This window comes from Allomuricauda sp. CAU 1633 (assembly GCF_017313225.1).
Taxonomy (GTDB): domain Bacteria; phylum Bacteroidota; class Bacteroidia; order Flavobacteriales; family Flavobacteriaceae; genus Flagellimonas.
This window is the reverse complement of the sequence record NZ_JAFLNE010000001.1, coordinates 545,253-558,242: the sequence shown is the minus strand read 5'-3', so window position 1 is coordinate 558,242 and position 12,990 is coordinate 545,253. Positions and strand designations below refer to the sequence as shown.

10 protein-coding genes are annotated in these 12,990 nt (G+C 42.5%); all 10 read left to right on the top strand.

Annotation, left to right across the window (positions count from 1 at the left end):
• The first annotated feature begins 28 nt into the window (after positions 1–28).
• The 10 genes from J0X14_RS02460 to J0X14_RS02415 all read left to right on the top strand — a co-directional run bounded on the left by J0X14_RS02460 (position 29) and on the right by J0X14_RS02415 (position 12,899).
• Complete coding sequence (locus J0X14_RS02460) at positions 29–1,612, top strand: SulP family inorganic anion transporter (RefSeq protein ID WP_207096166.1); 1,584 nt, start codon at positions 29–31, stop codon at positions 1,610–1,612.
• Positions 1,613–1,621: 9 nt separating this feature from the next.
• Entirely contained in the window at positions 1,622–2,248 is a 627-nt protein-coding gene (locus J0X14_RS02455) for a carbonic anhydrase family protein (RefSeq protein WP_207096165.1), read from the top strand.
• Positions 2,249–2,352: 104 nt separating this feature from the next.
• Positions 2,353–4,203, top strand: a complete 1,851-nt coding sequence (locus tag J0X14_RS02450; protein WP_207096164.1) for a SulP family inorganic anion transporter — start codon at positions 2,353–2,355, stop codon at positions 4,201–4,203.
• Between the two features lie 24 nt (positions 4,204–4,227).
• Entirely contained in the window at positions 4,228–4,920 is a 693-nt protein-coding gene (locus J0X14_RS02445; RefSeq protein ID WP_207096163.1) for a hypothetical protein, read from the top strand.
• The gene (gene pheS, locus J0X14_RS02440) at positions 4,913–5,932 is read left to right on the top strand and encodes a phenylalanine--tRNA ligase subunit alpha (protein ID WP_207096162.1); all 1,020 of its coding nucleotides are present in this window, start codon (positions 4,913–4,915) and stop codon (positions 5,930–5,932) included. Before J0X14_RS02445 ends, pheS begins: the two co-directional genes overlap by 8 nt.
• Before the next feature lie 125 nt (positions 5,933–6,057).
• The gene (locus tag J0X14_RS02435; protein ID WP_207096161.1) at positions 6,058–6,531 is read left to right on the top strand and encodes a GbsR/MarR family transcriptional regulator; all 474 of its coding nucleotides are present in this window, start codon (positions 6,058–6,060) and stop codon (positions 6,529–6,531) included.
• A gap of 65 nt (positions 6,532–6,596) precedes the next feature.
• Positions 6,597–7,670, top strand: coding sequence for an efflux RND transporter periplasmic adaptor subunit (locus J0X14_RS02430; protein ID WP_207096160.1), 1,074 nt, complete (start codon positions 6,597–6,599; stop codon positions 7,668–7,670).
• 32 nt (positions 7,671–7,702) lie between these two features.
• Positions 7,703–10,849, top strand: coding sequence for an efflux RND transporter permease subunit (locus tag J0X14_RS02425; protein ID WP_207096159.1), 3,147 nt, complete (start codon positions 7,703–7,705; stop codon positions 10,847–10,849).
• 31 nt (positions 10,850–10,880) lie between these two features.
• Complete coding sequence (locus tag J0X14_RS02420; protein WP_207096158.1) at positions 10,881–12,281, top strand: efflux transporter outer membrane subunit; 1,401 nt, start codon at positions 10,881–10,883, stop codon at positions 12,279–12,281.
• Positions 12,282–12,293: 12 nt separating this feature from the next.
• Complete coding sequence (locus J0X14_RS02415) at positions 12,294–12,899, top strand: TetR/AcrR family transcriptional regulator (protein WP_207096157.1); 606 nt, start codon at positions 12,294–12,296, stop codon at positions 12,897–12,899.
• Positions 12,900–12,990 lie beyond the last annotated feature (91 nt).

Here is a 12,990-nt window from a genome sequence, read left to right as displayed (position 1 = left end):
AGGCACAACTAATTTTTAACTTATTATTATGTTCAAGTATATTAAAAATGACTTGCCAGCCAGTATTGTGGTCTTTTTCGTGGCACTTCCCCTTTGTTTGGGAATAGCCTTGGCCAGTGGCGCACCTCTTTTTTCCGGACTTATTGCCGGAATTATTGGAGGTATTGTGGTAGGCTCGCTCAGTGGTTCCCAAATTGGGGTGAGCGGTCCAGCTGCAGGACTTGCCGCTATTGTATTGACGGCAATAGGCACCTTGGGCGGTTATCAAAACTTCTTGGTGGCCGTGGTTTTGGGTGGAATCATCCAAATTGTATTTGGTTTACTCAAGGCCGGGGTAATTGCCTATTATTTTCCTTCATCGGTCATCAAAGGAATGTTAACCGGTATTGGAATCATCATCATCCTAAAACAAATTCCACACTTTTTTGGCTATGATGCCGACCCAGAGGGCGATTGGGCCTTCTTTCAAGTGGACGGTGAAAACACGTTCAGTGAAATTATAAATACCATCAATTTTATTAGTCCTGGAGCCACTCTAATTGCTATTGTTGCACTGGCCATCCTTATTTTGTGGGATAAAGTCTTAAGTAAAAAATCAAAAATATTTCAGCTTATCCAAGGCCCTTTGGTAGCAGTTGTGTTAGGAATCATTTACTTTACCGTAACCCAGGACAATCCTTCTTGGGCAATTTCAAAAGAACATTTGGTAAGTGTTCCAGTACCAGATAGTCTTGAATCATTTGCAGGCTTATTTAGTTTTCCAAATTTCTCTGCCATTTCCAATCCCGAAATTTGGATTACTGCCTTTACCGTTGCATTGGTTGCCAGTTTGGAAACCTTATTGTGTGTTGAAGCTACTGATAAATTAGACCCGGAAAAACGAGTAACCCCTACCAATAGGGAGCTATTGGCTCAAGGTGTGGGAAACACTTTATCTGGTTTGGTTGGCGGCCTACCTGTGACCCAGGTTATTGTACGAAGTTCAGCCAACATACAGTCTGGAGGTAAAACCAAAGCCTCTGCCATTATCCATGGTTTTTTCTTACTGGCTTCGGTTATTCTGATTCCAACACTTCTTAACAAAATTCCATTATCGGTTTTGGCAGCAATCCTGTTCATTGTAGGGTACAAATTGGCCAAACCAAGCCTGTTCAAGGTCATGTACAATGCTGGTTGGAAACAATTTGTTCCTTTCATTGTGACCGTTGTGGGTATCGTGTTCACTGATCTTTTGGTAGGTATTGGACTTGGATTGGGTGTTGGTATTGTGGTGATACTAATAAAAAGCTACCAAAACTCTCACTTTCTTCACATTGAAGACAAGAGCAATGGAGCACATAAAATAAAAATGACCCTTGCTGAGGAAGTTACCTTCATCAACAAAGGAGCGATTTTAAAAGAGTTGGATCGCATCCCAGAAAATTCCTATCTTGAATTGGATGTCCGAAAAACACGGTATTTAGATAATGATATTATAGAGATATTGGAAGATTTTTCGGGTAAGGCGAAAAGTAGGAACATCGATATAAAACTTATATCTGAAAGAGGAGAGGTTGAAAACCCCCCAAGCTATATTGAATTTTTTAATCTGAGACCGAAAAAAACGGCATAAAATAGTGATATGAAAGCACATACTAAAGAAACACAGGCCACCATGACGCCCAAAAAAGCACTCCAATTTTTAAAGGAGGGCAATGAGCGTTTTCAACAGAACTTGAAGGCCAACAGGAATCTTTTGGAACAAGTGAATGATACCAAAGATGGGCAATTTCCATTTGCAACCATTCTAAGCTGTATCGACTCCAGAGTATCGGCCGAACTTGTTTTTGACCAAGGATTAGGAGATATCTTCAGCATTAGAATAGCTGGAAACTTTGTGAACGAAGATATTTTGGGTAGCATGGAATTCGCTTGTAAATTGGCGGGAACCAGAGCCGTTGTTGTTCTAGGGCATACAAGCTGTGGTGCCGTAAAGGGCGCTTGTGATCATGCACGCTTGGGCAACCTTACCGCTCTCATCAACAAAATTGAACCTGCGGTTGCAGCCGTTCCAGAACCCAAAGATGAAGCTATAAGAAACTCCAAAAACTTGGATTTTGTGGATGCCGTTGCCGTTAAAAACGTTGAAATGGCCATAGAGGATATCAGGAATAGAAGTGAAGTCTTAAAAGAGATGGAAGACAATGGGGAAATTGCCATTGTAGGTGCCATGTACGACATCTCAGATGGTAAAGTGACATTTTTGTAAGCTCCTTTTTAACAATTTTTGAAAAGGCCGATGATCTTAAGATCATCGGCCTTTTTTGTAGGGTAAAATTAGTATCTTCAAACTACACAATCGTAACCATACCAATGTTCAAACATCTAAAAGGAGATTTATTTGGAGGCATTACGGCAGGTATCGTGGCCCTACCACTGGCACTTGCTTTTGGGGTAAGTTCTGGACTTGGTCCCAGTGCCGGATTGTATGGTGCCATATTCATTAGTTTTTTTGCAGCTCTGTTTGGAGGAACCAACACCCAAATTTCTGGTCCTACTGCTCCTATGACCGCCGTAAGTATGGTGGTTATTGCTGGAATTGTGGCCATAAATGATGGGGATATCAACCAAGCCCTTCCAGCTATCCTAACTATTTTTCTTTTAGCCGGAATTATGCAGATAGGCCTTGGACTCATCGGCTTGGGGAAATACATTAAATATATTCCGTATCCGGTTGTATCTGGATTTATGACAGCCATTGGGGTTATTATATTGGTTACACAAATTTTGCCTGCAGTAGGATATTATCCGAAGGAAGATAGTGGCTATGTAAGCCAATTTATGCCCGAAGCAGAGGAAGAAATTTTGGAAAACATCCTAAAAGAAGAAGCTGGTGAAGGTATTTTGGTTTTGGAAAATTTTGAAGAAACCATTAGACGGGCAAAAGATATAACCCCCGCAGATATGCAAAAGGAAGCCAGTACCTTGGCCGCAAAAGACGCTTCAGGAGTGGTTGGTACCTTTAGGGTGCTGCCCCGAGCCCTACAAAACATTAATTGGCTGGAATTGGGACTTGCTTTGGCTACCATTTTAATCATCTATGGTTTTAAGCGTATTACCACAGCGATTCCAAGTACTTTGGTGGCCCTTATTGTTGTTTCGGGGGCTGCCTTTGGATTTGGATTGGAGTATCGTCCCATTGAGCAAATTCCTAGCGGATTGCCCATCCCCAATCTAGAAATTTTTACAGGTTTTCAACTGAACTCCATTACTCCTTATATTTTTACCGCACTTACCTTGGCCTTGTTAGGGGCGATAGATTCCTTGCTTACTTCAGTGGTTGCAGACAATATGACCCAGACCAAACACAAACCTAATAAAGAACTGGTGGGGCAAGGCATTGGAAATAGTATTGCCGCCATTTTTGGAGGTATACCAGGGGCTGGAGCCACCATTAGAACGGTTGTCAACATTAACTCTGGGGGTAAAACCAGACTTTCAGGGATGGTTGCCGGTGTTCTTCTCCTCATTATTCTATTGGCTCTCGGACCCATCGCCTCACAAATTCCCGCTGCGGTATTAGCTGGAATTTTGGTAACAGTAGGAATTGGGGTAATGGATTACCGGGGACTAAAAGCAATCCCCCACCTTCCAAAGGACATAAAATTGGGGCCATTAAAGCTCAGTTCAGAAGTCATCATTATGTTGGTGGTCTTGGTCTTGTCCTCTATTTGGAACCTTGTTTATGCAGTAGGTATCGGTTTGGTGATAGCTTCGCTGATGTTCATGAAAAAAATTGGAGATCTCACAGCACAAAGATCAGATGTAAAACCTCTACGCGAAGAAGCATGGTCCGATGAAAAGAACCTTCCGCAAAAAATCAAGGAAGAAGTCTTCATAAAACATATAAAGGGCCCTTTGTTTTTTGGCTCAACCAATGAGTTCCAACAATTGGCAGCGCAAATTCCCCATAATGCTTCCACCGTGGTCATACGAATGGGAAGAATGCAATATATGGACCAATCTGGTCTCTACGCCATGGAGGATGTATTGCAAGACCTTTTGCGAAAAGGAATCACCGTGCTTTTGGTCAATATTTTGGATCAACCCAAGTATATGATGGAGCGTATCGATATTATCCCCGATCTAATTCCCGAAGAACATATCTTTGAAAATTTTAAATCTTGTATGAACTGGATAGGTGATAATCACAAACCTGACTGATAGCCAAACAAACCCATTCTTTACATGTACTTCCTAAGATTTCCCAACGATTCAGGCCCCATTTATTTAGAGACTATTCAAGGTAGATTGCCGGTAGAGCCCTTCAACACCTATAGTAACCTTATTTTTTTGGTCCTGCTTGCATATTGGGGAATCAAAGTTTACCAAAACCCAAAACAGCATGGGTTCTTGGCATGGGTACTTCCTGTTATTGGCATAAGTTACGTTGGAGGTACCATCTATCACGCTACCCGAAGCCATGAATTCTGGCTCAGGCTGGATTGGATGCCCATAATGTTATTATGTGCTGCACTGGTCATCTACTTTATCTTTAAATTGGTTCGGCCTTGGTGGCAAAGAATTCTTTTGGTATTTGTGCTATTGGGTGCATCATTTATGCTCCGCATTCTTCCCATTCCCGGTCCATGGCGAATTTCTTTGGGCTATGTGATTACGGCAACTACCATTCTATTTCCATTGGTTTGGTATTTGGCACATACCCAAGGAAGAAATATTGGTTTAGTTATTTTGGCCTTTGGCTTTTTTGGGATTGCTATTTTCTTTAGGAGCATTGATCTTACCCAGACTTTCTTTCCCATGGGTACCCATTGGCTATGGCATTTTTTCGGCGGAGTAGCAGTACATTTTCTTATTGCCTACATATTCAAGGACAATTTGCTAAATTTGTCCGCCAATACAGCCATCAAACATGATTGAGACCATAAAGGAACATTTGGCTGAAGTGGAGAAATTCACCTCAACCTCTAAAGATGAAATTGAAGCTTTCCGAATCAAATATTTGGGAAAAAAAGGACTTTTGAACGGCTTCTTTGCTGAGTTCAAAAATGTGCCCAATGAGGAGAAGAAGGAGTTTGGTCAAGTAATCAATCAATTAAAGAATGTTGCCACCGATAAAGTTGCTGCGCTAAAAACCGCACTGGAAAACCAAGTGGAGGCCAAAGGCAAATATGGAGACCTGACCCGTCCCGGTGAACCCATTGCGCTTGGAGCAAGGCATCCCATTTCCATTGTTAAAAATCAAATCATTGATATTTTCTCAAGAATTGGGTTCAATGTTTCTGAAGGGCCTGAAATTGAGGACGATTGGCATAATTTTACGGCACTGAACCTACCAGAATATCATCCTGCCCGCGATATGCAGGATACGTTTTTTATTCAGACAGACCCGGATATTTTACTTCGAACGCATACCTCATCCGTGCAGGTACGTTATATGGAAAGTCACAAACCACCCATTCGGACCATCTCTCCTGGAAGAGTTTACCGAAATGAGGCCATTTCGGCTCGTTCGCATTGCTTTTTCCATCAGGTAGAAGGTTTATATGTGGACAAGAACGTATCATTTGCCGATTTGAAACAGACTTTACAATATTTCACATCGGAAATGTTCGGGAAATCAAAAATCCGATTACGCCCCTCCTATTTCCCATTTACAGAGCCCAGTGCTGAGGTTGATGTGTATTGGGGCTTGGAAACCGAAACTGATTACCGTATGACCAAAGGAACCGGTTGGTTGGAAATCATGGGATGTGGTATGGTGGATCCCAATGTGCTGAAAAATTGTGGCATTGATCCCGATGTCTACTCCGGTTTTGCCTTTGGAATGGGGATAGACCGTATTGCCCTGCTCCTACATCAAATCTCAGATATTCGCTTGTTGAGCGAAAATGATGTACGCTTTTTGGAGCAGTTCAAAAGTGCACTGTAAGCCCTTTCCCTTCTTTTGATTTTTTGTTTTATAACCCTTTTTGAAGTTTTAACAGAAGTTTAAGTTCGTTTGGTTTTGTTTCTTCCGAACCAACACTACTTTTGTGCTTTCAAATTCGGTTTACTATGGAAAAAACCAAAGATGAGTTGATAGAGACCTTAGGGGTTCACCTTGAGGTTGAGAACAACCTTCCTCCACTCGCAGCTAGAATCTACGCCATTTTAATCTTGACCAATGAAGATGGTCTTACCTTTGACGACTGCTTGGAAAAGAGAGGGGCCAGTAAAAGTTCTGTGTCTACATCCCTAAACCTGCTCTTGAACATGAATATTGTCACCTATTTCACCAAACCTGGTGATAGACGGCGCTATTTTACCCTTGCCGAACGAAAAACCTTCTTTCTTTCCAAATTGGAGGAAAGCCTCAAGCGTATTGAAAAAGAAAAGGAAATCTTCGCCTTGGTTCAGAATTACTTTAAAACCAACAATCCTAAAAAATATGAGGAAAGCAAGGCTAAAACCAGCATATATCTGGATTATATCACTAAACACGAAGCACTTTTAAAAGAGCAAATAGAAAAATATCAAGAACATCTTTGATTAGCAAAAACATAATTGCCAAACCAATAAAAAAATCCTGCAACTATAATATCATCAGCACCAACATGAAAACATTTACAATAACCATAGCAATAGCAACCACACTCTTACTGCTTTCTTGTGGAAACAAGACTCAGCAGCAAGCCAGTGCACCATCTCCACCCGCATTAAAGGTGATGGAGCTTAAAAAACAGAATATTACCGTTTTTAATACCTACGCCACTACCCTTCAAGGAAAACAAAATGTGGAAATCTGGCCTAAAGTTTCTGGCTTTGTACAGCACATTTATGTGGAAGAAGGTCAAAAAGTGAAAAAAGGCCAGTTGCTTTTTAAACTGGAGACCCAGACCCTTACTCAAGATGCTGAAGCTGCAAAAGCAGCCGTAAATGTATCCCAGGTTGAAGTGGACAAGCTGGTCCCTTTGGTTGAAAAAGGAATCATCAGCAACATACAATTGGAAACAGCCAAAGCACAGCTCCAACAAGCCAAAAGCAATTACCAAAGTATTTCGGCCAATATTGGATATTCTAACATCTTGAGTCCTGTGGACGGATATATCGGTGGGATTCCGTATAAAGAAGGAGCCTTGGTGAGTGCTACCATGGCAGAACCCTTGACGATGGTTTCCGATATCAGTCAAGTGCGTGCCTATTTTTCCATGAACGAGAAGGAGCTTCTTGAAATGAAAAAGCAAATGGTTTCTGAAAATGGCGCTGTAACTTCTGATGTAGCCCCAGAGGTAGAGTTGGTGATGATCAACGGAGAAACCTATCCGCAGAAAGGGAAAATTGCCATGGTCAATAATCTCATCAACGGAACTACCGGAAGCGTAACCTTACGGGCAGATTTTGAAAATCCGAATACCCTGTTGACTTCAGGAAGTACAGGGAAAATCAAGATTCCATCCACCTTTGAAAATGTGTGGGTGATTCCCCAATTTGCCACTGTGGACCTTCAGGGAACCAAAATGGTTTATGTACTGAAAGATGGAGATTCCGTATCCACTAAGCCCTTGAATATTGTGGCCCAAACAGATACCGATTTTATCATCTCCGATGGTTTTGACCAAGGCACCACCATTGTTTCCGAAGGAGTTTCAAAACTTAGGGATGGTCAGACCATTAGTCCCATCCAATAAAAATTTACAGCCAACATTTTAGATAAAACTATATGTTCCAAAAGTTTATAGATCGCCCCGTACTATCCACTGTGATATCAGTCATCATAGTGATCCTAGGTGTGTTGGGGCTTACCACTTTGCCCGTAGAACAATATCCAGAAATCGCACCTCCCACAGTTCAGGTCACCGCCAACTATACGGGGGCCAATGCCGAAACTGTATTAAAAAGTGTGGTAGTTCCCTTGGAAGAGCAAATAAATGGTGTAGAAGGCATGACCTACATGACCTCATCGGCCAGTAACGATGGTGCAGCCAGTATCAGCGTGTTCTTTGAACTAGGGGTCGACCCAGATATTGCAGCCGTAAACGTACAAAACCGGGTAGCTCGAGCCAACAGCCTTTTGCCCCAAGAAGTTATACAGACTGGGGTAAACACCCAAAAAGCACAAAACAGTGCGCTTCTATTCTTCTCTATTTTCTCTGAAAACGAGAATTATGATGGCACTTTTGTAGAAAACTACGCCAAAATCAATTTGGTTCCCCGTTTGCAACGGATCAAAGGTGTGGGAAACGTGAACGTTTTTGGCGCCAAGGATTATTCCATGCGTATATGGATCACTCCCGATAAAATGGCAGCCTACAATCTGGTACCGGCCGATATCCAGGCTGCCTTAAGGGAGCAGAACCGCGAAGCAGCAACGGGAAAAATCGGTGAAAACGCCGAAGGTATCTTTGAATATGTAATGAAATACAAAGGACGACTTTCTGAGGTTGAGGAATATGAAAACATCATTCTAAAAACAACAGACGATGGCGGTTTTCTTCGACTGAAAGATGTTGCCGAAATTGAACTGGGTGCTTTTAGTTACGTGCGAAAGAACTCGGGTATGGGAAATCCTGGTGTCGCCGTTGGGGTATACCAGACCGCGGGATCTAATGCCAAGGAAATCATTGATGAAGTGGAAGGTATCTTGATCGAGAGCAAGGCGGATTTTCCAAAGGGATTGGACTATGTAATTCCCTTTAACACGAAAGACTTTCTGGATGCATCCATTGATCACGTAGTGCAAACTTTGATTGAAGCCTTTATTTTGGTGTTCCTTGTGGTGTTCCTGTTTCTTCAGGATTTTAGATCCACTTTGATTCCGGCCATAGCCGTACCCGTAGCCATTATTGGAACTTTTTTCTTCCTGCAATTGTTTGGGTATTCCATCAATATGTTGACCCTTTTCGCTATGATTTTGGCCATTGGTATTGTAGTGGATGACGCCATTGTGGTGGTGGAAGCGGTCCATGCCAAGCTGGAACAAGGAGCGGATTCGGCCAAAACGGCCACAAAAACGGCCATGAGTGAGATTTCTGGAGCCATCATCTCCATAACATTGGTGATGTCGGCCGTGTTTATTCCCGTATCCTTTATTCAGGGGTCTTCGGGCGTATTCTACCAGCAATTTGGTATTACATTGGCCGTAGCCATCCTAATTTCAGCAGTAAATGCTTTGACATTGAGTCCTGCCTTGGCCGCGTTATTTCTTAAACCTCATGACCCCAATAAAAATCACAAATCTGGATTATTGAAACGCTTTTTCAGAGCCTTCAATGTCGGTTTTATGGCCATCACCAACAAATACACCAATACCGTGGGAACTTTGGTGAAGCGCAAATGGATAACCGTTGCCATGCTGGTTGGTTTTAGTGTATTGGCTATCTTTTTGTTCAGGACCACTCCTGCTGGATTCGTTCCTGATGAAGATCGGGGAATCATTTTTGTAAACGTGAGTATGCCTCCCGGAACTACGATTGAGAAGACCGAAGAAACCATCATGAAACTTGATTCCATTTACGAATCCATGGACATTGTGGAAGCTCGAATGAGCGTAGCAGGTTTTAGTTTGTTGAACCGGGTAAGTGCAGGTTCTTATGCTTTTTCCATCATGAAATTGAAGGATTGGAGTGAAAGGGATGCCGATTCACTTTCTGTGAATGCTACCATGCAACGGTTGAGGGCAACTTCAGGACAATTTAAGGATGCCCAGATCATTTACTTTACCCCACCCAGTATCCAAGGCTTTGGGACCAATTCTGGGTTTGAAGTACAACTACAAAACAAAGGAACCGATGATTGGTTGGCCATAAACGATGTAAAAAATCAATTCTTGGGCGCATTAAATGCGCGACCCGAAATTCAATACGCCATTTCCCAATTTGATCCTGGATTTCCACAATACGATTTGGAAATCGATATAGAAAAAATAAAAATGGCAGGTTTCTCCGCTACCGATATTTTCAATGCCCTTCAGGGATACTATGGCGGAATTTATGCCACGGATTTTAACAAGTTTGGAAAACAATACCGTGTTATGATCCAGGCCAAGCCCGAAGATCGCGCCAATGAAAATTCCCTCAACCATATTTATGTGCGGAACAGCAATGATGAATCGGTAGCGGTTAGTCAATTTGTAAATCTGAAAAAGATTTATGGCCCTGAAGTGGTGGAACGCTTCAACCTGTTGAGTTCGGTAAAAGTAAGTGGTGTGCCCAATCCAGGGTACAGTACCGGGGACGCCATCAACGCCATTGAAGAAGTGGCAGCACAAGTGTTGCCCAATTCCTATAGCTATGACTATTCTGGGCTTACCCGAGAGGAAAGCAATGCCAGTTCACAGACCGTACTCATTTTTATTTTGAGCCTTGTGTTCGTGTATTTCTTGCTCAGTGCCCAGTACGAAAGTTACATTGTACCGCTTTCTGTACTGCTTTCATTGCCCATTGGACTTGCTGGTGCCATCCTTTTCATCAATGTGGCAGGGTTGCAGAACAACATCTATTTCCAAATTGCATTGATCATGTTGATTGGGCTTTTGGCCAAAAATGCCATTTTGATTGTGGAGTTCGCTCTCCAAAGAAGACGGGCAGGATTATCACTCTTTGAAGCCGCTGCGGATGGTGCACGAGCTAGGTTACGTCCCATCTTGATGACCTCTTTTGCGTTCATTTTTGGTTTGATGCCCTTGGCCCTATCCTCCGGAATCGGTGCCATTGGGAATCAGTCCATTGGATTAAGTGCTGTAGGCGGTATGCTCATCGGGACCATATTTGGAGTTTTTGTCATACCTGTATTGTTTGTGGTATTTCAAGCCCTTCAAGAGCGCATTTCGGGAAAACCAGAAGTAACCCTTGAAGAAAGCAATGCCTAATCATTCATTGACCCAACTAAGTAGATTACCCATGAAAATAGCATCCATACATAAATTCATTCTGCTGCTCTCAGCGCCCTTGTTGTTACAATCCTGTTTTGTGGCCAAGAACTATTCCCGACCTGAGGTGGAAACAGAAAATCTGTATCGTACAGATAACCTTCCACAAGACAGTGTCTCCATGGCCGATGTTTCTTGGAGGGATTTGTTCAACGACGAACAACTGAAATCCTATATTGAAAAAGGCCTGGAAAACAACTTGGACATCCGGATTGCGCTTCAGAGCATAACTGCCGCCGAAGCGTATGTAAAGCAAGGAAAGGCAGGGTATTATCCAACCCTTTCCGGAACGGCAAGTTTCACCCGCACCAAGAACTCTGAAAATAGTCAATTTGGTAGCTTTTTTACCCGTCCTTTGGAACAATATGAGCTGTCTGGTTCTCTTTCCTGGGAGGCCGATGTTTGGGGCAAAATCAGAAGTAACAAACGGGCCGCAGGGGCATCATACCTTCAAAGTGTTGCTGCACACCAAGCCGTAAAAACCAATTTGGTGGCTGCCATAGCCAACACATATTATCAATTGATGGCTTTGGACAAACAAAAGGAAATTGCACAGCAAACCTTGGAAGCCAGAAAAAGCAGCTTGGAGACCACAGTTGCCCTTAAAGATGCCGGTCAAGTGACCGAAGTAGCTGTAAAACAGACCGAGGCCCAGGTACATACCACAGAAATTATCCTCATCGATTTGGAGAACAACATTAAATTGTTGGAAAATGCATTTTGTATCCTGTTGAGTGAACCTCCCCACGAAATACAAAGGGGAAGCTTGGACAACCAATCCATAAAAAATGAGTTGCAAACCGGTGTTCCCTATTTGCTTTTGGCCAATCGTCCAGATGTGGTACAGGCCGAATATGGCTTGATCAATGCCTTTGAATTGACCAATGTGGCCCAAAGTAGCCTATATCCCTCTTTAAGTTTAACGGCTAATGGTGGGTTCCAAAGTTTGGAGTTCGACAATTGGCTGGATGCCAGCTCACTGTTTTCCCAGTTGGTAGGCTCCCTAACCCAGCCTATTTTTAATGGAAGACGATTGCGCACCCAAATGGAAGTGGCCAAGGCACAACAAGAGCAAGCGCTCTTATCCTATAAGAAAACCTTACTGACTGCAGGAAGAGAAGTATCTGATGCTTTGTACACCTATGATGCGGAAACCCAAAAACTGGAAGCACGTTCCAAAGAATTGGACGCTTATTCCACAGCAGAGGATTATTCAGAAGAGTTGCTGAAAAATGGTCTTGCCAACTATTTGGAAGTACTTACAGCTAGACAAAATGCCCTGAATTCCGAATTGAGTTATGTGGATTCACAGTACGGGCAGTTGAATGCCATGGTCGAGTTGTATCGTGCGCTTGGTGGTGGATGGAGATAAACAGCAATTAACGTGGACAGCAAAGAAGATTTACTGGCATTTGCCATAGCCAATTTTACCAAGTTTGGGAGCAAGCGCTTTTCCATGGACGAATTGGCGCATAGCATTGGTATTTCCAAAAAGACCCTATACAAATACTTTGACAGCAAGGAAGAATTGGTTACCGAAAGCCTTCAGTATTTGTTGAAAAACGTCCGCGATAGTATAGATAATTATGTTCTGGAAAATCCAAATGAAGACCATCCCTTGCAAACCATTGTCTTTATCTATAAATTGGCCCTGAGCCATCTGCAAGTAATTAGTCCCTCTTTTTTCTATGGTCTTAACAAGTACTACCCAAAAGCAGCCAAGGCCTATGCTGATTTTCGCACCGAAATAGTCTGGAATCTGGTATTTCCCCTTCTGGAAAAAGCTCAAAAAATGGGGCAAATACGGCCTCATGTAAATGTGGAACTTATGTGCAAGGTCTTTTTATCTCGAATGGAAGACACGGTGTACGCCAAAACCAATCTTTTTGAAGCCTATAGTATTCAGGAATTGTTAGATCATATTGTAGTGAACAGTTTACGTGGCATAATCACCTTGGAATACCTACAAACCAGCAACTTGAAAAATTAGCTTTTTTCATTCATTTTGCCCCCATCAGTTGTAATTTCAAAAAATAAAAGGTTCCTATTTTGGGATTTTGCATTTTAAGGTGTTGATTTTT